At 55.7% G+C, this 20,272-nt stretch carries 23 protein-coding genes and 1 tRNA gene; 19 read left to right on the top strand and 5 right to left on the bottom strand.

Going from position 1 to position 20,272, the window contains the following annotated elements; all coding sequences use genetic code 11:
• Window position 1 precedes the first annotated feature (1 nt).
• The 3 genes from QQL54_RS05690 to QQL54_RS05700 are packed head-to-tail and all read right to left on the bottom strand — an operon-like array spanning window position 2 to window position 3,702.
• Complete coding sequence (locus QQL54_RS05690; protein WP_284388513.1) at window positions 2-1,144, bottom strand: TRAP transporter substrate-binding protein; 1,143 nt, start codon at window positions 1,142-1,144, stop codon at window positions 2-4.
• Window positions 1,141-1,866 carry an arginyltransferase gene (locus QQL54_RS05695; protein ID WP_284388516.1) on the bottom strand — a complete coding sequence of 242 codons (726 nt, stop codon included), beginning with the start codon at window positions 1,864-1,866 and terminating at the stop codon, window positions 1,141-1,143. Before QQL54_RS05695 ends, QQL54_RS05690 begins: the two co-directional genes overlap by 4 nt.
• 9 nt (window positions 1,867-1,875) lie before the next feature.
• Complete coding sequence (locus tag QQL54_RS05700) at window positions 1,876-3,702, bottom strand: SLC13 family permease (protein WP_284388522.1); 1,827 nt, start codon at window positions 3,700-3,702, stop codon at window positions 1,876-1,878.
• Window positions 3,703-3,804: 102 nt separating this feature from the next.
• On the opposite strand from QQL54_RS05700, the gene QQL54_RS05705 reads away from it, so the two are divergent.
• Window positions 3,805-4,671 (top strand): NAD(P)-dependent oxidoreductase, encoded by an 867-nt coding sequence (locus tag QQL54_RS05705; RefSeq protein WP_284388525.1) that lies wholly within the window; start codon window positions 3,805-3,807, stop codon window positions 4,669-4,671.
• Here the strand turns inward: QQL54_RS05705 and hemB are convergent.
• The gene (hemB, locus tag QQL54_RS05710) at window positions 4,668-5,654 is read right to left on the bottom strand and encodes a porphobilinogen synthase (RefSeq protein ID WP_284388527.1); all 987 of its coding nucleotides are present in this window, start codon (window positions 5,652-5,654) and stop codon (window positions 4,668-4,670) included. The genes QQL54_RS05705 and hemB overlap by 4 nt on opposite strands.
• 133 nt (window positions 5,655-5,787) lie before the next feature.
• Between hemB and hemA the strand changes: the two genes are divergently transcribed.
• The 8 genes from hemA (at window position 5,788) to thiL (ending at window position 12,571) form a co-directional block, all read left to right on the top strand.
• Window positions 5,788-7,050, top strand: a complete 1,263-nt coding sequence (gene hemA / locus QQL54_RS05715) for a 5-aminolevulinate synthase (RefSeq protein WP_284388529.1) — start codon at window positions 5,788-5,790, stop codon at window positions 7,048-7,050.
• Between the two features lie 75 nt (window positions 7,051-7,125).
• Complete coding sequence (gene glyA / locus QQL54_RS05720; RefSeq protein ID WP_284388531.1) at window positions 7,126-8,439, top strand: serine hydroxymethyltransferase; 1,314 nt, start codon at window positions 7,126-7,128, stop codon at window positions 8,437-8,439.
• Between the two features lie 46 nt (window positions 8,440-8,485).
• Window positions 8,486-8,947 carry a transcriptional regulator NrdR gene (gene nrdR, locus QQL54_RS05725; RefSeq protein ID WP_284388533.1) on the top strand — a complete coding sequence of 154 codons (462 nt, stop codon included), beginning with the start codon at window positions 8,486-8,488 and terminating at the stop codon, window positions 8,945-8,947.
• A 5-nt stretch (window positions 8,948-8,952) separates the two neighbouring features.
• Window positions 8,953-9,582, top strand: coding sequence for a riboflavin synthase (locus QQL54_RS05730; RefSeq protein WP_284388535.1), 630 nt, complete (start codon window positions 8,953-8,955; stop codon window positions 9,580-9,582).
• An 8-nt stretch (window positions 9,583-9,590) separates the two neighbouring features.
• The gene (ribB, locus tag QQL54_RS05735; protein ID WP_284388537.1) at window positions 9,591-10,733 is read left to right on the top strand and encodes a 3,4-dihydroxy-2-butanone-4-phosphate synthase; all 1,143 of its coding nucleotides are present in this window, start codon (window positions 9,591-9,593) and stop codon (window positions 10,731-10,733) included.
• A gap of 4 nt (window positions 10,734-10,737) precedes the next feature.
• Window positions 10,738-11,178 (top strand): 6,7-dimethyl-8-ribityllumazine synthase, encoded by a 441-nt coding sequence (gene ribH / locus QQL54_RS05740; protein WP_284388541.1) that lies wholly within the window; start codon window positions 10,738-10,740, stop codon window positions 11,176-11,178.
• On the top strand, window positions 11,175-11,678 hold the full coding sequence (gene nusB, locus QQL54_RS05745) for a transcription antitermination factor NusB (protein ID WP_284388543.1): 504 nt from the start codon (window positions 11,175-11,177) through the stop codon (window positions 11,676-11,678). Before ribH ends, nusB begins: the two co-directional genes overlap by 4 nt.
• The gene (gene thiL / locus QQL54_RS05750) at window positions 11,675-12,571 is read left to right on the top strand and encodes a thiamine-phosphate kinase (protein WP_284388545.1); all 897 of its coding nucleotides are present in this window, start codon (window positions 11,675-11,677) and stop codon (window positions 12,569-12,571) included. Before nusB ends, thiL begins: the two co-directional genes overlap by 4 nt.
• On the opposite strand, the gene QQL54_RS05755 is transcribed toward thiL, so the two are convergent.
• Complete coding sequence (locus QQL54_RS05755) at window positions 12,568-13,062, bottom strand: outer membrane protein assembly factor BamE (RefSeq protein ID WP_284388546.1); 495 nt, start codon at window positions 13,060-13,062, stop codon at window positions 12,568-12,570. The genes thiL and QQL54_RS05755 overlap by 4 nt on opposite strands.
• Before the next feature lie 101 nt (window positions 13,063-13,163).
• On the opposite strand from QQL54_RS05755, the gene QQL54_RS05760 reads away from it, so the two are divergent.
• From QQL54_RS05760 to argC, 10 genes are all read left to right on the top strand, one after another.
• Window positions 13,164-13,700: a ubiquinol-cytochrome C chaperone family protein gene (locus tag QQL54_RS05760; RefSeq protein WP_284388548.1), complete on the top strand. Its 537-nt coding sequence runs from the start codon at window positions 13,164-13,166 to the stop codon at window positions 13,698-13,700.
• 37 nt (window positions 13,701-13,737) lie between these two features.
• On the top strand, window positions 13,738-14,790 hold the full coding sequence (plsX, locus tag QQL54_RS05765; protein WP_284388550.1) for a phosphate acyltransferase PlsX: 1,053 nt from the start codon (window positions 13,738-13,740) through the stop codon (window positions 14,788-14,790).
• Window positions 14,787-15,755, top strand: a complete 969-nt coding sequence (locus tag QQL54_RS05770) for a beta-ketoacyl-ACP synthase III (protein WP_284388552.1) — start codon at window positions 14,787-14,789, stop codon at window positions 15,753-15,755. The genes plsX and QQL54_RS05770 overlap by 4 nt, the downstream gene beginning before the upstream one ends.
• A 91-nt stretch (window positions 15,756-15,846) precedes the next feature.
• On the top strand, window positions 15,847-16,155 hold the full coding sequence (locus QQL54_RS05775; RefSeq protein ID WP_348520709.1) for an integration host factor subunit alpha: 309 nt from the start codon (window positions 15,847-15,849) through the stop codon (window positions 16,153-16,155).
• Window positions 16,156-16,184: 29 nt separating this feature from the next.
• Complete coding sequence (locus QQL54_RS05780) at window positions 16,185-16,724, top strand: MerR family transcriptional regulator (RefSeq protein WP_284388557.1); 540 nt, start codon at window positions 16,185-16,187, stop codon at window positions 16,722-16,724.
• A gap of 99 nt (window positions 16,725-16,823) precedes the next feature.
• Window positions 16,824-16,900, top strand: a tRNA-Pro gene (locus QQL54_RS05785).
• Between the two features lie 63 nt (window positions 16,901-16,963).
• Entirely contained in the window at window positions 16,964-18,004 is a 1,041-nt protein-coding gene (locus tag QQL54_RS05790) for a COX15/CtaA family protein (RefSeq protein ID WP_284388559.1), read from the top strand.
• Between the two features lie 144 nt (window positions 18,005-18,148).
• Window positions 18,149-18,619: a 50S ribosomal protein L13 gene (gene rplM, locus QQL54_RS05795; protein ID WP_284388561.1), complete on the top strand. Its 471-nt coding sequence runs from the start codon at window positions 18,149-18,151 to the stop codon at window positions 18,617-18,619.
• Between the two features lie 4 nt (window positions 18,620-18,623).
• Window positions 18,624-19,127 carry a 30S ribosomal protein S9 gene (gene rpsI, locus QQL54_RS05800; RefSeq protein WP_348520675.1) on the top strand — a complete coding sequence of 168 codons (504 nt, stop codon included), beginning with the start codon at window positions 18,624-18,626 and terminating at the stop codon, window positions 19,125-19,127.
• 69 nt (window positions 19,128-19,196) lie between these two features.
• Window positions 19,197-20,231 carry an N-acetyl-gamma-glutamyl-phosphate reductase gene (gene argC / locus QQL54_RS05805; protein ID WP_284388563.1) on the top strand — a complete coding sequence of 345 codons (1,035 nt, stop codon included), beginning with the start codon at window positions 19,197-19,199 and terminating at the stop codon, window positions 20,229-20,231.
• Window positions 20,232-20,272: the final 41 nt, after the last annotated feature.

Below are 20,272 nucleotides of genomic sequence, written 5' to 3' on the forward strand. Positions count from 1 at the left end.
TTTAGCCGCGGCTGAGAGTGCGGGCGCGAATATAGGCGCCCTCGCTAATCTCAGTCCAGCGGGCGCTCTGATTGCGCGAAGCGATGTAGCTGTCGAAAATCTGAGTCACGAGTGGATCGCTCTGAGCAATATCGCCGACAATTTCGTCCGCCTTCGCGCCGACGGCCCGCAAGATTTCGTCGGGCATGAGCTGCGGCTCAATTCCGTGGCGCCTCCGCAGCGTTTCCAAGGCCCGGCCATTCATCACCGTATATTCGCCTAAAGACTGGTCATTTGCGCTTCGGCAAGCGTGACGAATGATGGCCTGTTCAGAGGGCGTCAGTTCCGCCCAACGATCCAGATTGACTCCGACCGCGAGGCCTGCGCCCGGCTCATGGAAGCCCGGCGAATAATAATTGGGCGCTTCGCGGTAAAATCCGAGCGCGAGATCGTTCCACGGGCCGACCCACTCGGTCGCGTCAATGGCACCACTTTGCAGTGCTTGGTAGATTTCCCCCCCGGGCAGTAGAACAGGCGTCGCCCCCAACTCTGCCAGCACGCGACCACCGAGGCCGGGCATCCGCATACGGAGGCCCTGAAGGTCTTCGAGTCCGGTCAGTTTAAACTTGAACCAACCGCCGGTCTGGTGGCCTGTATTGCCCGCCTGGAAGGCGATGATGTTGGATCGGGCGGAAAGCTCTTCCCACATGGCCTGACCGCCGCCCCAATCAATCCAACCGTTCAGTTCAATGGCGGTCATACCCATCGGCACAGCAGTGAAGAAGTTGAAGCCAGGAGAGACACCCTGCCAGTAGTATTCAGCAGCGTGATACATATCTGCCGCGCCTGTGCTGGTTGCATTGAAACATTCGAGCGCGCCGACCAATTCTCCGGCCGCGTAGACTTTGACTTCGAGAGTGCCGCCGCTCATTTCGCGCACGGCGTCGGCAAAACGGGTTGGCATGACGCCAAGACCGGGGAAGTCCTTCGGCCAGCTTGTGGCCATCCGAAACTGTTTGATGCCGCGATTGATATTCGGCGCGCCGATTTCAGTTGGGGTGGCAGCGTGTTGTTTGGGTTTTCGGGTTGATCCCAACGCGCCGACAACGCCTGCGCCTGCGGCCAAAGCTCCGGCGCCGAGGACGATATCGCGACGACGGGTCATGCGGACTCCAACGGCATCCAGCCGCGATGTCCAAGAACTTCAGAGGGTTGGAATCGGCTTTTATAGTGCATCTTGGGGCTACCCGGGACCCAATACCCTAGATAGAGATAGGGCAGCCCTTCACTGTGACAGCGCGCGATCTGATCCAAAATCATATAATTCCCCAGCGACCGATCCACGTCATCAGGTTCGAAGAAACTATACACCAGCGACAAGCCGTCCGTGAGGCGGTCGATCAGCATACAGGCAATCAGCATCCCAGTTTGGTTTCGATATTCCACAATTTCTGTTTCTGAGGCGCATTCCTCAACCATCATTTCGTAACGCGAGAAGTCCATATCGGTCATGCCGCCGCCCGGATGTCGATGGCCGAGATAGCGTGACAGCAGAGCGTATTGCTCCGACGTGGCTATGGCGGGGGCAATCTCTATGCTGAGGTCATCATTGCGTCGGATAGTCCGACGGAAACTCCGCCCCGGCGTGAACTCATCGGCGCGCACCCTAAGCGACCGACATTCGCGGCAGCTTTCACAGGCAGGACGATAGATGACGTTCTGACTGCGCCGAAACCCGGCATGGGTGAGATAGTTGTTCAGATGCGGGCCATCGAGTGGATCAAGCTGCGTGAAGATTTTCCGTTCCATCCGGCCTGGCAAATAGGGGCAGGGCGACGGGATGGTCAGGAAGAACTGAAGCTGGTTCGGATCAAAGGGATGACTCATTATGTCTCCCTAGAGACCAAAGAAGACGGGCACGAGCAAGATGTAACTGACCCATAATAGCAGAATGAGTGGAATTCCGAACCGGGCGAAGTCGCCAAAGCGGTAATGGCCGGGGCCCATGACCAGTAAATTCGTCTGGTAGGCAATCGGTGTCGCGAAGCTACAATTGGCTGCGAAGATGATCGTGAGTACCATCGCAATCGGGTCAATATCGGCCTGCTCAGAAATCGACAACGCAATCGGTGCAAACAACAAGGCCGACGCCGCATTGCTGATGATATTGGTGAAAATGGCGACCACGATAAAAATGGCCCCGATCAGCGCCTGCGTACCTAAAGGCTCGAAGACTGTAATGACATTCGTGCCGATAAATTCGGCCCCTCCGGTGCGTTCTAGCGCTAATCCCATGGCAAACGCTGCGCCGATCAGTAGGAATATCCGCATATCGAGCGCGCGCACAGCCTGCCGAATGTTCAGACACCCGGTTGCGATCATCGCCATGGCGCCGCCTAGGGCTGCGATTTCAATCGGCACAATGGAGGTGGCAGCCGCTACGATCGTCAAAATGAAGATGGTTCGTGCCGCTTTGGCTTTGCGAATGTCGGGCAGTTCTGCGGTGCTCCAGTCGAGCAAGATCAGGTCACGGTTCTGACGAAGAGCTGAAATATCACTCTCATAACCAAATAGGAGCAGCACATCGCCAGCTTCGAGCCGGATATCGAGCATTCGTTTGCGGATCATGCGGGAGCGTCGTTGAATACCGAGCACTAGGCACCCGGTCTGGCGGCGAAAACCGATTTGTTCGATATTGCGCCCAATCATACGAGAGCCCGGCGCGATTACTGCTTCTGACAGCATGATGGAACTGTCGGTTGAAGAGGTATCGGGATCTGTGAACCCCCCAATATCCAACATACCCCGCAAATATTGCGGACGCGTTTTAAGCAGCGCGGAGAGTTGCGGTCGTGTTGCGGCAACGACAAGCACATCGCCCCGTTCGAGCGTCGTTTCAAAGGGCGGCAAAAATGACGCTTCGCCGCGCTGCACCATGCGAACGGTGACATCGCGCAGTTGCGGGTAAAGACCAGCGATGGGTTTGACGCCATTCAGTGGATGGCCATCCGTGACCCGGATTTGGGCGATATATTGCTGCCCTGTCGACTGTAGTGCAGGTTCTTGCGATTCGCGGTTTGGGATCAACCACGGCGCGGCCAACACAATGTAGACTGCGCCAATTATGGCCAGTGTCATGCCCGGTCCGAATTGTGTGAAGAAGGATAGCGACATGTCCGTAGTGCGGACCAGAACATCATTGACCAGCAGATTGGTCGAACTCCCGATCAGTGTCGTCATCCCCGCCAGAATACAGAGGAAAGACAGCGGCATCATGAAACGAGAGGCCGTGACGCCGAGCTTACTGCTCATGGCGGCCAAAACCGGGATGAACATGACGACGACGGGCGTGTTGTTCATGAACATAGAAACGGCAAAGGCGACGGCGAACACCATGGCTAGCGTGCGGCGCGGCCTGCGGTCCAGAGACTTGTTGATGACAACGGTGACGCGTTCTAGCGCGCCGGTCTGAAACAGGCCCTGCCCAACGACGAGCAGAGCCATGATCGTGATGAGGGCAGGCGCAGCAAAGCCGGACAGCATGGCGGCGCTGTCGAGTCCGCGGTCGGGCGCCGTAAAAATGCTGCCAAACGCCATAAGCGCCAGAATCAAACCGACGCTTGTGGCTTCTATGGAAAACCGTTCTCTGACGTAGAGATAGACTCCGACCGCGACGATCGCGAACACAGCCCACATCTGAAAAGTTTCGGGCAAAGCCCACATCGTTCGGTTGTCCCTTCCTGGCGCTCGCTGGCATGGCTTGCGCTTCAGACTAACTATGGGCGATAGGCGTCTGCGAACTCAAGCGGAATCGAAGGATAGATCATGGCTGTTTGTTCATTTCTCGGACTGGGCGTGATGGGCTTCCCAATGGCGGGGCATTTACGGTCTAAAGGCCATACGGTGCGAGTGTGGAACCGGACAAAGGCGCGCGCCGAAGCATGGAAAGCACAGCATGGCGAGGGCGCGTTCGTTTCGGCCGCAGACGCTGTCGAGGGAGCGGATTTCGTGATGATTTGTGTCGGCGCTGATAAGGATGTTTTCGATGTTATCGATCAGATCGAACCGTCTCTGAAAGCCGGTATGACCGTGATTGACCATACAACGGCTTCACCAGCCTGTGCGCGGACTGTGGCGGATAGGCTAGCGGCTAAGGGCGTTGGGTTTCTCGATGCGCCGATCTCTGGTGGACAATCAGGCGCTGAGAATGGAACGCTCTCCGTCATGTGTGGTGGGGCAGTCGAGACCTATGACGCTGCGCTTCCCGTGATGGAAAGCTACGGAAAGACAATCACCCACCTCGGCCCTGCAGGTTCGGGACAGACGGCCAAATGCGTCAATCAAATCTGTATTGCGGGGACCTTGCAGGGGTTATCGGAAGGTGTGAGGTTCGCACAAGCGTCAGGTCTCGACCCGAAAGCGCTCTTATCGGCCATTGGCGGCGGCGCGGCTCAGAGCTGGCAGATGGATAATCGCTTGCTGACCATGGCCGCCGATAAGTTTGATTTCGGCTTTGCCATTGATTGGATGCGCAAGGATTTGGCGATTGCGCTGGAGGAGGCGGGTCGCATGGGCGTCGAACTACCCGTCACAGCTCAGGTCGATCAGGCCTATGGCGAAGTTCAGGCACAGGGTGGAAGTCGACTCGATACGTCAGCTCTCATTAAGAGCCTCCCACCCGCAAAATCCTAGCTTTTCAGGAGCTTCGCTGCTCGAATAGCGCCGTAGGTCAGCACGGCGTCGCATCCGGCGCGTCGGAAGGCCGTCAATGTTTCGAGCAAAAGTCGATCTGAATCCGCCCACCCATTCTCTCCGGCTGATTGAATCATCGCGTATTCGCCGCTAACTTGAAACGCGAAAGTCGGCACGCCAAATTCCGTCTTAATGCGGTGACAAATGTCGAGATAGGGCAGGCCGGGTTTGACCATAACCATATCTGCGCCTTCGTTGAGGTCCATCGCGACCTCGTGTAGCGCTTCTTCCGTATTTGCAGGGTCCATTTGATAGGTGCGTTTATCCCCGCGCAGGGCTGAGGCTGTGCCAATCGCGTCCCTGTAAGGACCGTAAAAGGCGGATGCATATTTGGCTGCATAGGACAAAATCATCACATCGGGATGCCCGGCTTCATCAAGCGCGTCGCGAACGATGCCGATCCGGCCGTCCATCATGTCAGACGGCGCGACAATGTCTGCGCCCGCCTCGGCCAGTATCACCGCGCCGCGGGCGAGTATGTCGAGCGTAGAGTCATTATCGATGACGTCGCCTTGCATCAGCCCGTCATGGCCATGGTCTGTGAACGGATCGAGCGCGACATCGACGATTACACCGATTTCTGGCACCTCAGCTTTGAGGCGGCGGATCGCGTTCGGAACCAACCCATCCGCGTTCAAGGCTTCGCTGGCGCTGCCGTCTTTTTTCGACGGATCAATATGTGGGAACAGGGCAATAGCAGGAATGCCCAATGAAGCGGCCTCACGAGCCTGAGCCACCAGCGCATCAAGTCCCAAGCGGGCCACGCCGGGTAAGCTTGGAACCGGGCCTTCGGCGCTCTCTGAATCGGTGATGACCGTCGTTAAAACCAGATCAGCGACCGTCAGGCGGGTTTCTCGGACAAGGTCGCGTGACCAAGCCGATTGTCTTTTGCGACGCATTCTTAACTGGGGGAACTGCGACATTTTAATATTATCTTTCAATGAATTGAAACGACTTTCTAATTCAATAAAGAGTCGTTTTGTTGCGCTTCGTCAACTAGCCTTTTTTCAAGGCGTGCTCTATATCGGGCACCCGTAGAAGGCAAACAGGTGGTTCGTGACCCACACTTCCAAATTCCAGACTCAGAAATCTCAGAGTCCAAGTTACCGTGATAAGTTTCGCGCCGCCGTTGATACAGTGCGCCGTGAAGGTCGCTACCGGATCTTCCGTGACATTCGCCGTAAGAAGGGCGCGTTCCCCCGGGCGACTTGGTTCAAAGATGATTTGGCAGAACAGGACATCACCGTTTGGTGCTCCAACGATTATCTTGGCATGGGCCAGAATGACTGTGTTGTTGAAGCCGTAAAATCGGCCGTTGATGCGGCCGGGACGGGCTCTGGCGGCACACGCAATATCTCCGGCACTACGCGCTATCACGTACAGTTAGAAGAAGAATTAGCCGATCTGCATGGCAAAAATGCCGCGCTCGTCTTTACCTCCGGTTATGTCGCCAATGAGGCTGCACTCTCAACGATGAGCAAGATCTTGCCGGGTCTGCATATTCTCTCAGACGAGATGAACCACGCTTCGATGATTTCTGGCATCCGCAATGCGCGGACGCATAAACATATCTTCGCGCATAATGATGTGGCGGACCTAGAAGCTAAACTGAAGGCGATTCCGTTGGATGCGCCTAAGCTAATTGCGTTTGAGAGCGTCTATTCCATGGATGCCGATATCGCACCGATTGAAGAGATCTGTGATCTCGCCGACAAATATAATGCACTTACCTATATCGACGAAGTTCATGCTGTTGGCATGTATGGTCCGCGCGGCGGCGGCGTCTGCGAACAACGTGGCCTGATGGACCGGGTCGACATCATCCAAGGTACATTAGCCAAAGCTTATGGCATGATTGGCGGTTATATTGCGGCGGATAGGGTCGTTGTCGACGCGATCCGGAGCCTGGCGTCAGGTTTCATCTTCACGACGTCGATTCCGCCCTCAACGGCTGCTGGTGCGTTGCGCTCTGTTCGCATTCTTAAGATCACGCCAGAGGTTCGTACCCAACATCAGACCCAATCCAATGCGCTGAAAGCGCGGTTCCGGGCTGAAGGCTACCCGTTCATCGATGGCGACACGCATATTGTGCCCTTGATGATCGGCGATCCAGTCAAATGCCAAGAAATTAGCGATCGCCTGATCGAAGATCACGGTATTTACGCTCAGCCGATTAATTACCCGACCGTTCCGCGCGGCACGGAGCGACTTCGCTTCACGCCGAGTCCCTTCCATACGGAAGAGATGATGGATGAGTTGATGGAGGCACTGGCCCAAGTTTGGGACGCGTACGAATTGCCACGGGAAAACGTCGCTTAAATCACGTTCGCCGCGTTGTCGGCAGGGGGGTGAGGCGTTATAGGCGGGCGATCTCTCAGCCGCGTAAGGTCCGACATGTCCGCCGCCAAAAAACCCTCTTCCGATTATCAGAAGCGCTTTTTCTCCGAGGGTCTCGCACAGCGCGATCCTGAGCTGTTCTCCTGCATGCGCGATGAGTTGCAGCGCCAGCAGCAAGAAATTGAGCTGATTGCGTCGGAAAACATCGTCTCTCATGCCGTGATGGAAGCCCAAGGCTCGGTGCTGACGAACAAATATGCTGAAGGCTATCCGGGACGCCGCTACTACGGGGGGTGCCAATATGTTGACGTCGCGGAACAGCTCGCCATCGACCGGGCGACGGAGCTATTTGGCTGCGGTTTTGCCAATGTGCAGCCCAATTCCGGCAGCCAAGCTAATCAGGGCGTGTTTTTGGCTCTACTCCAGCCCGGCGATACGATCCTCGGTATGGACCTTGCTTCCGGCGGGCATCTGACCCACGGCGCGCCGCCCAACATGTCCGGCAAATGGTTTAACGCGGTCAGCTATGGCGTCCGCGAAGACGATCATTTGATCGATTTTGATCAAGTTGAGCGTCTGGCAATGGAACATAAACCCAAGCTCATCATTTGTGGGGGTTCGGCTTATTCTCGCGTTATTGATTTCAAACGTTTCCGTGAGATTGCGGACAAATGCGGGGCCTACCTTCATGTTGACATGGCGCATTTTGCGGGCCTTGTGGCCGGCGGCGCGCACCCAAGCCCGTTCCCGCACGCCCATGTCGCGACCACGACGACGCATAAGACATTGCGCGGACCCCGCGGCGGCATGATCCTGACCAATGACGCGGCCTTGGCGAAGAAATTCAACTCGGCCATTTTCCCAGGCCTGCAAGGCGGCCCGCTGATGCATGTTATCGCGGGTAAAGCGGCCGCGTTCCGCGATTGCTTAGAGCCAGAATTCAAGGATTACGCCGCGCGCGTGATTGAGAATTGTCGCGCGATGGCGGGTGCGTTGGTCGAAGCGGGCTATGCCGTCGTGTCGGGCGGAACCGACACGCACCTGGCTTTGATCGACCTGTCGCCAAAAGGCGTGAAGGGGAATGCGGCTGAGAAGGCGCTCGGCCGGGCTTACATCACCTGTAATAAGAACGGCATTCCGAACGACCCTGAGAAGTTCACCATTACGTCGGGCATCCGTGTCGGCTCACCCGCCGGAACCACACGCGGGTTTGGCCCCGGCGAGTTCCGCGAGATCGGTTTGTTGATGGCCGAAGTGCTCGACGCGCTCGTTGATAGCCCCAAAGGCAATCCAGAGGTCGAAGCTAGTGTCCGCGAACGCGTCAAAGCGCTGACAGCGCGGTTCCCGATCTATATGGATGTTTCAGCCTAAGTAGTCGTGCTTTGCGTTCCGCGAGGCAATTGGTTAACAGCCGCGCATGCGCTGCCCATTTTGTTCTAGCGAAGATACGCAGGTCAAAGACTCGCGTCAGGCCGAGGACGGTACCGCCGTGCGGCGTCGGCGACTGTGTGGGAAATGCGGCGGGCGCTTTACGACCTTCGAGCGCGTGCAGCTTCGCGACCTCCAAGTCTTGAAAAATAGCGGCAAGCGTACGCCGTTTGATCGTGACAAGCTGATGCGGTCTGTTCGGATTGCCCTGCAAAAACGCCCTATCGACGAAGACAGTATCGAGCAAATGGTGTCTGGCATTGTCCGGCAGCTCGAATCTTCCGGTCAGGCGGACGTGTCCTCGACCCAGATTGGTGAGTTGGTCATGGAGGGTCTGTCCGAGCTCGATAAGATTGCGTATGTTCGCTATGCGAGTGTCTACCGAGATTTCCGCGCGACGGAGGACTTCGGTCAGTTTATCGAATCTGAGAAGCTCGCGGACGAAGGTTAGACCCCATGTTCACCGGAATTATTACCGATGTCGGTCGGCTGCGTGAGGTCACGCGGGTCGACGGGGCTGCCAAAACCTCTGAGTTGGGTGATACCCGCATGGTGGTCGAAACTGCCTATGACACGAAAGCCATCGATATTGGGGCCTCCATTGCCCATTCGGGCGCTTGCATGACGGTCGTTGAGAAAGGGCCGGGTTGGTATGCGTTCGACGTCTCTGATGAGAGCCTCGACAAAACGACCTTGAGCGACTGGACGGCGGGTCGGCCTATCAATCTAGAACGGGCTTTGACTGGTGCGGATGAGCTGGGTGGCCATATGGTCACCGGGCATGTCGATGCGGTTGGGCAGGTTGTGTCTCGTGAAACGGTTGCTGGAAGCACGCGCTTCATCATCCGCGCGCCCAAAACTCTCGGCTTTGCCATCGCACCGAAGGGCTCGATCACGGTTGATGGTGTCTCGCTAACGGTGAATGCGGTTGAGGGCGATAGTTTCGGGATCAATATTATCCCGCACACGGCTGAGGTCACCACGCTGGGTCGATTACAGCCCGGTGATGAGGTAAATCTGGAAATTGACGTCATCGCCCGCTATGTCGCGCGCTACTTGCAGCACATGAACGCCGATCGCGGTTAGGAGAGGGTTTGACCCAACTGAACGAAGCGACCTTTCAGGACGTCTATAACCTCGCCACGCCCGAGGAGATCATTGACGATGCCCGCAATGGGCGGATGTATATTCTCGTTGATGCGGAAGACCGCGAAAATGAGGGCGATCTTATCATTCCAGCGCAGTTTGCGACGCCGGATGCCGTCAATTTCATGGCCAAACATGGCCGAGGCCTAATCTGTCTAGCGCTAGAAGGTCCTCGCGCTGTCGAATTGGGCTTAAAGAATATGAGCGTCGACAATGCGTCGCGTTTTGAAACGGCGTTTACGCAATCAATTGAGGCGCGCGAGGGCGTGACGACGGGTATTTCTGCGGGCGACCGCGCCAAGACGATCCAAGTCGCCATCGATCCCGATAGTCGGGCCGACGATATTGTCAGCCCCGGTCATATGTTTCCGATCATCGCTAAAGAAGGTGGCGTTCTCGTCCGGACAGGCCACACCGAAGCGTCGGTAGATATTTCACGTCTTGCGGGTCTGAACCCGTCTGCCGTGATTTGCGAGATTATGAATGATGACGGCACAATGGCCCGTCTTGATGATCTCGTGAAATTTGCCCAATTTCACGGCCTCAAGATCGGTACAATCGAAAGCCTTGTTGCGCATCGCTTAGAGCGTGATCATTTCGTCAAACATGTCGCCAGTTCTGACTTTCGGTCACAGCGCGGCGACGATTTCCGCATTCACGTCTATCGCAACTTGCTCGACGGCAAGGAGCATGTGGCTCTGTCTCGCGGTGAGGCGAAGACGGACAAGCCGAGTTTGGTGCGAGTTCATAAGATCGATTTTGCTGGTGATATTCTATCCGAAGATAGTCCGCGTTCGGGCCTCATCTGGGATGCGATGAAGGTTCTGGCCGATCATGATGGTCACGCCGTTCTGGTGATGATCCGGGAAGGCTCTATCGATTCATTGCTGGAACGTTTAGGAGCACATAAGTCCACGATTGACCGCAAAGAACAAACGGTGCGCGAATATGGTGTGGGTGCTCAGATCCTGACTCATCTTGGCGTTCATCAAATGACACTGTTGTCGAACAGCATGCCGCGATTGATTGGCCTCGACGCCTATGATCTAGAGATTGTTGGCCTGCATCCGCTTCAAAACACACGGACCTAAGTTCATGAAAATTCTCGTGATTGAGGCTCGGTTTTACGAGCACATCTCCGACATGTTGTTGGAAGGCGCATTAGACGCTCTCGCGGCACATGAAGACGCCGAAATTTTTCAGGTTATTGTGCCGGGTGCGCTCGAAATTCCCCATGTCATCAGCTTCGCTGAAGCGGCTGGGGCGGGCTACGATGCTTATGTTGCACTGGGTTGCGTGATCCGGGGCGAAACCACCCATTACGATTATGTCTGCCAGGAAAGCGCGCGTGCGATCATGGATCTCGCCGTCGATAAGCAGTTGGCTATCGGTAACGGCATCATCACAGTCGAAAATGAAGACCAAGCCATTGCCCGCGCCGACAAGTCGAAAAAAGACAAGGGCGGTTTTGCAGCGCGCGCGGCCATGACCATGGTTGAAATTCGTAATGAGCTGGCCGAGAGCGACGACACATGAGTGGCGGCGCGACACCCAAGCTACGCCGTCAGGCGCGGCTCTCTGCGGTCCAAGCGCTTTACCAATTGGATGTGACGGATACGAAATCGAAACAGGTCATTTTCGAATTTCTCAACCACCGCTTTGGCTTCGAAGATGAAGAGGGCATGGTCGCGGCGGATGAAAAATTCTTTGAAGAATTGGTCGAGGGCGTCTTGCAAGAACAGGATGTCATTGACGCCAAGCTTGACGGTCAACTTCCTGAAAAATGGCCTTTGCGTCGTCTTGATATGACCTTGCGCGCCACATTGCGCGCCGGTGTCTTTGAGATCACGCAGAGACCGGATGTTCCGGCGCTCGTTATCATCGACGAATATGTCGCGATCGCGTCAGACTTCTTCGACGGGAAAGAGCCTGGCATCGTCAATGCTGTGCTGGACAAGATCGCAAGATCGATCCGCGCCCACGAATTCGGCCTACCGGGCCCAGCCGGGACGCCAAACGATCAGGCTGCCTGTTGAACGAGCGCGACTTCATCGCTCTTTTGCGCCCGCTTGCCGGGCCGGGCGCGCTGAACCTTGATGATGATGCGGCGATCCTCTCGCCGCCACCCGAACATGACCTTGTCCTGTCCAAGGACACGATGGTCGAAGGCGTTCATTTTCCGGCCGGACGCATTGGCGGCGGGTTTTCCGAACGACTTTTGCGCGTGGCCCTGTCGGATCTAGCCGCGAAGGGTGCGCGCCCCATTGGTTATATGTTATCTGTGGCCTGGCCGCGAGGTCGAGAGCCGCACTGGCCATCCGGTTTTGTGCGCGGACTTCATGACGCTCAATCCAGCTTCGATTGTCCGCTTATCGGCGGGGATACGACCGCGACCCACGGACCGTTAGTCGCAACCGCGACCGTCTTTGGCGTTGTCCCGAGCGGCGAAATGGTTCGGCGATCTGGGGCGAATGTTGGGGATGATGTCTGGTTTACGGGGCGTTTGGGATTGGCCGAAGCTGGCCTTGCGCTTGTAACTGGAAGACCCACCGCTTTGTCCGCCGCAGATCAGTTGGCGGCGGAGGAAGCTTATCTTCGGCCTGAACCGCGCTTCAGCTTTCGCAAAACACTGCGTCTATACGCCTCTGCCTGTGCGGACATATCCGACGGATTAATCAGTGAGGCAGGGCATATTTCCAGCGCGAGCCAAGTAAAGATTGATCTGGCTCGAACGCATACAATAGGCGCAGAGTTTGGCGATGATTATGAGCTGCTGTTCACGGCTTCCCCGGATCATCGAAACCTCTTGCAAGCTGCGGCAAAAGTAATCGGCTTGCCAATCACCCGGTGTGGGTCGGTAAAAGTCGGCTCAGGCGTGTCAGTCGATGCAGAGCCGATCGAGCCGAGTGGCTATCGGCATAAGTTTTAGCGCGGGCCGCCGCCGCCGCCAGGTACATCTTGCTGTCCGCCGATCCGATCAGACGGCAAGCGACCAATGGTCCCGAAGATTTGCTCTAAGACCGAGAGTTCACGACCACGAGTCGGCGTTTCCCGGCTTTCATAATCGACAACCCGGCGATCATCGATGCCATATTCAGCCACTTTCGTGACCTGACCATCTGCATTGAAGCTAATTGCGGTAACCGATTGTTCCTGAATTTGCGGGCGGAGATACGCGTAACGTTCGCGAACCTGATTGATGTAATACCATGTGTCGGTTTCAACCTCTTCATCGAATGTACCTTCGACAGACGGGCTACCCAGCGACGCCAATACGCTCGCCTTTGTATCCGAATTGGGGTTGATGGCCTGTGGTTTGGCATCGGCCGTAGGGACATAGCCATGTGTCCGTAGGATCGGATTACATCCGGTCGCGACAAGGGCGCCGACTAACATCAAAGCTGCAACCGAATTGCGCATGAACCATCTCTCCCTTAGGGCGCCCAAACGGGGCGATTTGGCCCTAGCCAAACCGCTCGGTGCGCGCAAGCACTCGGCGCGGTATATGACGGAGGCTTAACATGGGTTTGTTCGACCGATTAATGGGACGGGACCTGCCCGAGCGCCGGGATGGACGGCGCATTTATTTTCGGCTGCTTGAACAAGCGCGAGACCCGGCTTTCTTTGGGTCGGGGCGGTTTGCAGACGACTATGATGGTCGAATCGACCTCATTAGCTTGCATATGGCCGTGATGATGGAACGGCTGCGGGCGGATGGTGAGGACGGTAAACTTCTGAGTCAGGCACTGTTTGATGAAATGAAGGATGATTTTGAGATCGCGCTGCGTGAAGAGGGGATTGGCGATACAGGCGTGAAAAAACGCATCAAGCCGATGATCAACTTTTTTTACGAACGAGCAAAGGCCTACACGGACGCGCTAAACGCCGAATCACCGCAGAAAGCTATGGCGGATGTGCTGATGATCGAACCTGATCCAGACGCTCCGACGAGTTTTGAGCTGAGAGTGGCCGATTATGCGCTCGAATGGCTGTCAAGCTTGCGAAATCTCTCAATGGCCCAAATCACGCAAGCGCGTTTCGTCTTTCCCGAGGTTTAGCCTATCACTCGCCGGGCAGGGGGCTTATAACAATTCGATGTTGGAAGGCTTGGTCATATCCGTTGATGCCATGGGAGGGGATGATGCCCCCGGTATGGTTATAAAAGGGCTGGAGTATTTCCTGACCCATGAGGGGCAGGGCCGTCGTGCCCGTTTCCTCTTGCATGGCGACCAAGCCCAGCTGGCCCCTTTATTGGCGAAAGCTCCCCGCACGCGCGAACGATCTGAAGTCGTCCACACTGAGAAGACGATCTCAATGGATGACAAACCCTCCCAGGCTCTGCGCCGTGGTAAGGATAGTTCCATGTGGAACGCTGTCGCGTCGGTAAAGGCTAAACGGGCGGAAATCGCAGTTTCAGCAGGCAATACGGGTGCGCTCATGGCGATGAGTAAGCTCCAACTTCGCATGAAACAGGGCGTTCAACGTCCCGCCTTGGCCGCCGCTTGGCCCCGGTTGAACGGAGTCTCAGTGGTGCTTGATGTGGGAGCCAATATCGATGTGGATCCCGCCCAGCTCACCGAATTCGCGATCATGGGCGAAGCCTATTACAAAGCCATCTATAAGAAAGATAAGCCGTCGATTGGTCTGCTGAATGTCGGGACTGAGGATCAGAAGGGCAATGCGGTTATTCGGGCAGCCCATGAGCGCTTGTCCGAAAGCCAACTGGATCTCAATTATGCGGGCTATGTCGAAGGCAATGACATTTCGACGGGCTCTGTCGATGTGATCGTTACAGACGGCTTTACGGGCAATATCGCTTTGAAAACGGCGGAAGGCACAGCCAAACTCATTGGCACGTTCTTCAATGAAGCCATGCAGGGCAATATTTGGTCCAAGATCACGACGGGGTTGAATGCTTTCGCCTTGTTCAAGCTCAAGCAGCGGATTGATCCGCGCCGCGTCAATGGCGCGGTGTTCCTCGGCCTGAATGGCATCGTCATCAAGAGCCACGGCGGCACGGATCGGATCGGCTTCGCGAATGCGATTAACATTGCGGTCGCTTTGGCTGAAACCGATTTCATGCATGCGATCGATCTGAGGCTCGACGCTTTGCATGATGAAGACGACAATATTGGATTCATAACATGACCGTTCGCGCTGTTGTCCGGGGCATTGGCAGCTATCTCCCTGAGCGGGTGATGGAGAATGCCGAGTTTGCAGAGACACTTGGGCTGGAGACGTCTGACGAATGGATTCGTGAGCGCACCGGCATTAAACGCCGGCACATCGCAGCAGAGGGCGAGACGACGTCTGATTTGGGTTTAGCGGCAGCCCTTAAAGCGCTGGAAAGCGCCAACATGACGGCGGCTGATCTGGACCTTATCCTCGTGGCCACTTCTACGCCCGACCTGACATTTCCGTCGACGGCGACGATGATCCAACACCGCCTAGGGATGACCCACGGCGCGGCTTTCGATGTGCAGGCTGTCTGCAGCGGCTTTGTCTACGGCATTCATACAGCCAACGCGTTGATTCGGTCCGGTGCGCATCAGCGTATCCTGCTCATTGGGGCTGAGACATTTTCGCGGATTTTGGATTGGGAAGACAGAGGCACCTGTGTGCTGTTCGGTGACGGGGCCGGGGCGATCATTCTCGAAGCCCAAAGTGACACGCAAGATGGCGTTATCCATTCAGTCATTCGGTCCAACGGCGCTCATTGCGATATGCTCTATGTCGATGGTGGCCCATCTTCGACGGGAACCGTCGGTAAGCTTCGCATGTTGGGGAACGCTGTTTTCAAACACGCTGTGAACGATATTGCTCGGATTATTCAAACTTGCGCGGATGAAGCAGAATATGACGTCCCGACGATTGACTGGTTTGTCCCCCATCAGGCGAACCAGCGAATCCTGACCGCCGTGGCGCGAAAGCTAAAGCTGCGCCCGGAGCAGGTTGTCTCTACTGTTGCGGAACATGCCAATACGTCGGCGGCCAGCGTGCCGCTGGCTTGGGACGCCGCTGTCCGCGACGGGCGGATCAAAAAGGGCGATACAGTGATGTTAGAGGCGTTCGGCGGAGGCTTCACATGGGGTGCTTGCCTGCTTCGCTACTGAATCTGCAAAGTTTTTCCGAGTTTTGCGACCATTTAACCCTTGCGTGTAGTAGGGCGCATTTGCTTTATAGCTCGCTATGGGAAGTAAGACCGTGAACACGGGCACTGTGACGCGCGCCGATTTGGCGGAAGCCGTCTATAGCGAGATCGGATTGTCCCGGTCGGATTCCGCAGAGCTTGTGGAATCTGTCATTGGCCATATCTCCGGCGCTCTCCTCAAAGGCGAAAATGTGAAGCTGGCTGGCTTCGGAACATTTTTACTACGCGAGAAGAATGAGCGGATCGGACGGAACCCGAAAACGGGCGTCGAAGTGGCGATTACCCCCCGTCGCGTGCTGGTATTTAAGCCCAGCCAAGTCCTCCGGGAACGGGTTGATTCGTCTTTAAGCCCAAAACGGTGATACAGTCCGATTCGCAACAGGGTTGATCCATGCGAGCGAAGACGACACGCGCCTTCAGAACCATTAGTGAAGCCGGGGATGAACTCGGACTGCAACCCCATGTCCTTCGGTTCTGGGAATCGAAATTCTCTGACATCACCCCGATCAAACGCGGTGGTGGCCGCCGATTCTACCGTCCGGAAGACATTGAATTTCTACGTGGGATCAAAACGCTGCTTCATGATGAGAAGCACCCGATCAAGGATGTGCAAAAGCTGATCGCGAAGAGTGGTGCTTCGCGCATTGTCGAATTGGGACGATCGGTCGAGGAAGCCTCGCGAGAGCGCGACCTATCGGACACAAAACTGGTCCCAGAACGGATTGAAAAGCCCGCGGCTGACCATATTATTCCGTCAAAGCGCGTGCAGTCGGCACCGCCGAAAACAGTAGCACCAGAATTATCACAACCTACACAATCCGAGCCCGTGCCACCGCCTGCCAAACCAAAAGACATGTCTGGCCTTCGGGATGCGCTTAGCCGCCTCGAAGCTCTTAAAGGGCAGTGGGATACATTCGACTCTTCAAGCTGAGCCCGTCCTGCAAAACCTCGATGAATCCAAGGCTTTGGCCGCTATTGCTATCTTGCGAGTCTCGGCTCAGCTGCTTATAGCCCGCGCGCGCAAGTGGCGCGGAGTATGGCGCAGTCCGGTAGCGCACACGCCTGGGGGGCGTGGGGTCGCAGGTTCGAATCCTGCTACTCCGACCACTTGTTCCATCAGGACTGTCTTTGTCGCAGCCCAATTGCCACACGAGTGTCTATAGATCACCCATGGCCATATCCTTTGAAAAGCGAGCCCCCGGTTGGGTGACGGCATGGCTAGGGTTTATGGTCCTGCTTGTTATTGCCATGATTGTGATTGGCGGCGCGACGCGGCTGACGAATTCTGGCCTATCGATCACCGAGTGGATGCCGATCAGAGGGGCCTTGCCGCCACTGTCGGAAGAGGCCTGGATCGCTGAATTCGAGAAATATAAACAGATCCCTGAGTTTGAAGCCGAACATCCCGGCATGGATCTTAACGGGTTTCGGTTCATCTACTTCTGGGAATGGGCGCATCGCCAACTTGGCCGAATTATTGGCCTTGCTTTTGCCATCCCCTTGCTGATTCTCACGATATCTCGCCGCATACCCGGCGGGAGAGGTTTGACCTTTTTTTCTGTCTTACTGTTAATTGGCATCCAAGGTGCCATTGGATGGTGGATGGTCCATTCAGGCCTGCAAGACGGCATGGTTGCGGTCAGCCAGTATCGACTGGCCACCCATCTGGGCATGGCCTTCATCATATTGGGGTTTCTCTTATGGCTGTTCTTTGAGTCACTGAGAGAATGGCGGCGCGAAACTGGACGAGGGGAAGGCTGGCTACCGCCGATTTTCCTTTTGCTCGTCTATGTTCAGATCATCGCTGGGGCTTTCGTTGCCGGAACCAATAGCGGCAAGACTTATAATAGCTGGCCTTTGATGGATGGGCGCTTCATCCCATCGGGCTACTGGTTCCAAAGTCCGTGGTGGCGCAATCTGTTTGAGAATACGGCGGCGATCCAATTCAATCATCGTATGCTCGCTTATGCCTTACTCGGTTTGTTTGTGGCTCTAGCCTTCACCTATCGGCGCAACGCCATGCTCCTCACACCGATTATTGTCCTGGCGCTGCTGCTGTGCTGGCAGATAGGTCTTGGTATCTGGACCTTATTGGCCGTCGCACCGCTGAACCTCGCTTTATTGCATCAGTTTAGTTCCGTTCTGGTCTTTATCTCGACAATGTGGCTCATTTATCGATGGAAAAGGCACGGTAATAAAATACCGTTTTGATAAGACCTTGTTTTACTTGGTGAATTAAGTACCTCTGCCTGATCTAGAGTCTTGACGCTGTTACGGCTCCCCCCTATTGCGCGCTCAACCTTTTCATCGAAGGTCCGCTCCCTAGCGGGCCTTTCGTTATTTTCGAGGGACGAAATGAAAACCACTAAGTTTCTGAAGACGGCGGAGGTCGAGAAGACCTGGATCGTCGTCGACGCAGAGGATGCCGTTGTCGGTCGCCTTGCGTCATTTGTCGCCATGCGACTGCGCGGCAAGCACCGGCCTGACTACACACCCCACATCGATTGCGGCGACAATGTCGTCATCATCAATGCGGATAAGGTGAAGTTCACGGGCAACAAGCTGACGGACAAAAAATATTATCGTCACACGGGTCACCCCGGCGGTATCAAAGAAACAACCCCTGAGAAGCTTCTCAATGGCCGTTTCCCGGACCGCGTGATGCGCAAAGCCGTGCAGCGTATGTTGCCAAAAGAGTCGCCATTGGCGCGCCAGCAACTCTCTAATCTGCGCGTCTATGCAGGTTCAGAGCATCCGCATTCCGCACAAAACCCAGTTACGGTCGATTTCAAATCTGCCAACCGCAAAAACGTCAAGGGAGCATAGATCAATGACTGACCAAGATACAGTCGTCGCGACGAGCCTCGAAGACCTTAAAGCCGCCATGGAAGATCAGGGTGCAGAAGCCGCGCAAGATATGCCGCTTCCCGATCCTAAGATCGACGAACATGGTCGCTCCTATGCGACAGGCAAGCGTAAGAATTCCATCGCCCGCGTTTGGATCAAACCTGGTTCTGGTAAGATCATCGTCAATGGTCGTGATCAGGAAGTCTATTTTGCACGTCCTGTGCTTCGCCTTGTTATCGCTCAGGCGTTCCAAGTCGCTGACCGCGTTGACAGCTATGATGTGATGGCCACCGTCAAAGGTGGCGGCCTGTCCGGACAGGCTGGCGCTGTGCGTCACGGCATTACGAAAGCTCTGACTTACTATGAGCCGGCGCTTCGTCGTCCGCTCAAAGCGGCTGGCTTCATTACCCGTGACTCGCGTGTTGTTGAGCGTAAGAAATACGGTAAGGCGAAAGCTCGTAAGAGCTTCCAGTTCTCGAAACGCTAAACGAACCTTTACCGGTTATTGTTCAAGGCGCTTCGGGAGACCGAGGCGCCTTTTTCTTTGGGGGCGACGATGAAGACAGCCGCGATATTTGGAGCCAGTGGTTACACCGGGGCAGAAACAGTGCGTCTGTTGCTCGGTCATCCTGAGATCGAGATTGGCGCTTTATCCGCTAATCGACGTGCAGATGAAGCGTATGGTGATGTCTTCGCCAATTTTTCTGGCCAGTCATTGCCGACGACTCAAAAGATCGAAGATATTGATCTGACAGGGATTGATGTTGTTTTTTCCTGCCTGCCGCATTCGACGGGACAAGCCGCGATTGCGACTGCGTTGGATCATGTAGACACGGTGATCGACGTCTCAGCAGACTTTAGGCTCTCCGATCCGGCAGAATTTGAAGCCGTTTATGGTGCGCCACATAGCCAACCGGCTTTGCTGGAAGACCGCGTTTACGGGCTGACGGAGTTCGCCCGAAGTGATCTTTTGGGCGCGCGTTTGGTGGCTTGTCCGGGCTGCTTTCCGACCTGTTCACTCTTGGCTTTACTGCCAGGGGTCGAGGCGTCTGCCTTCACAGATAGTCTCATCATCATTGATGCGAAGACGGGCGTAACCGGGGCGGGACGTAAAGCGACGCTCGGTCTCCACTTCTCAGAAGTTTCAGACGGCGCACATGCCTACGGGATTGGAAACCATCGCCACGCCCCTGAAATGGAACAAGAATTACGGCTGTTTGGACATACGTCAGCGATCAGTTTCACTCCGCATCTCGTCCCGATGAACCGCGGTATGATCGCGACTTGTTATGTCGAGCTGACCGAGGATTGGTCGGTTGAGCGGGTGAGACAACTCTATGCGGAACGCTATTCGGCAGACCCATTCGTCACAATCATGCCGGACGGCGAAGTGCCCCAGACGCGGCATGTTCGTGGATCGAACGAAGCGAGGATCGGCATCTTCGCTGACCGTGTTCCGGGCCGCGCGATTATCGTGTCGGTGATCGACAACCTCACAAAGGGGTCGAGCGGGCAGGCGGTACAAAACTATAATCTCACGCAGGGCTGGACCGAGACACTCGGACTAGGGGCCACAGGGCTCTTTCCTTAACGGACCAGTGATTTTTCCGGACCTGTGCGTAAGTTTCACAT

Source organism: Algimonas ampicilliniresistens (genome assembly GCF_030159955.1).
GTDB lineage: Bacteria > Pseudomonadota > Alphaproteobacteria > Caulobacterales > Maricaulaceae > Litorimonas > Litorimonas ampicilliniresistens.

Excerpts from the sequence above, each read along its gene's own strand:
- QQL54_RS05690 (WP_284388513.1), bottom strand. The coding sequence starts at position 1,144 with ATGACCCGTCGTCGCGATATCGTCCTCGGCGCCGGAGCTTTGGCCGCA.
- QQL54_RS05695 (WP_284388516.1), bottom strand. The coding sequence starts at position 1,866 with ATGAGTCATCCCTTTGATCCGAACCAGCTTCAGTTCTTCCTGACCATC.
- QQL54_RS05700 (WP_284388522.1), bottom strand. The coding sequence starts at position 3,702 with ATGTGGGCTTTGCCCGAAACTTTTCAGATGTGGGCTGTGTTCGCGATC.
- QQL54_RS05705 (WP_284388525.1), top strand. The coding sequence starts at position 3,805 with ATGGCTGTTTGTTCATTTCTCGGACTGGGCGTGATGGGCTTCCCAATG.
- hemB (WP_284388527.1), bottom strand. The coding sequence starts at position 5,654 with ATGTCGCAGTTCCCCCAGTTAAGAATGCGTCGCAAAAGACAATCGGCT.
- glyA (WP_284388531.1), top strand. The coding sequence starts at position 7,126 with ATGTCCGCCGCCAAAAAACCCTCTTCCGATTATCAGAAGCGCTTTTTC.
- nrdR (WP_284388533.1), top strand. The coding sequence starts at position 8,486 with ATGCGCTGCCCATTTTGTTCTAGCGAAGATACGCAGGTCAAAGACTCG.
- QQL54_RS05730 (WP_284388535.1), top strand. The coding sequence starts at position 8,953 with ATGTTCACCGGAATTATTACCGATGTCGGTCGGCTGCGTGAGGTCACG.
- ribH (WP_284388541.1), top strand. The coding sequence starts at position 10,738 with ATGAAAATTCTCGTGATTGAGGCTCGGTTTTACGAGCACATCTCCGAC.
- nusB (WP_284388543.1), top strand. The coding sequence starts at position 11,175 with ATGAGTGGCGGCGCGACACCCAAGCTACGCCGTCAGGCGCGGCTCTCT.
- QQL54_RS05755 (WP_284388546.1), bottom strand. The coding sequence starts at position 13,062 with ATGCGCAATTCGGTTGCAGCTTTGATGTTAGTCGGCGCCCTTGTCGCG.
- QQL54_RS05760 (WP_284388548.1), top strand. The coding sequence starts at position 13,164 with ATGGGTTTGTTCGACCGATTAATGGGACGGGACCTGCCCGAGCGCCGG.
- plsX (WP_284388550.1), top strand. The coding sequence starts at position 13,738 with ATGTTGGAAGGCTTGGTCATATCCGTTGATGCCATGGGAGGGGATGAT.
- QQL54_RS05770 (WP_284388552.1), top strand. The coding sequence starts at position 14,787 with ATGACCGTTCGCGCTGTTGTCCGGGGCATTGGCAGCTATCTCCCTGAG.
- QQL54_RS05780 (WP_284388557.1), top strand. The coding sequence starts at position 16,185 with ATGCGAGCGAAGACGACACGCGCCTTCAGAACCATTAGTGAAGCCGGG.
- QQL54_RS05790 (WP_284388559.1), top strand. The coding sequence starts at position 16,964 with ATGGCCATATCCTTTGAAAAGCGAGCCCCCGGTTGGGTGACGGCATGG.
- rplM (WP_284388561.1), top strand. The coding sequence starts at position 18,149 with ATGAAAACCACTAAGTTTCTGAAGACGGCGGAGGTCGAGAAGACCTGG.
- rpsI (WP_348520675.1), top strand. The coding sequence starts at position 18,624 with ATGACTGACCAAGATACAGTCGTCGCGACGAGCCTCGAAGACCTTAAA.
- argC (WP_284388563.1), top strand. The coding sequence starts at position 19,197 with ATGAAGACAGCCGCGATATTTGGAGCCAGTGGTTACACCGGGGCAGAA.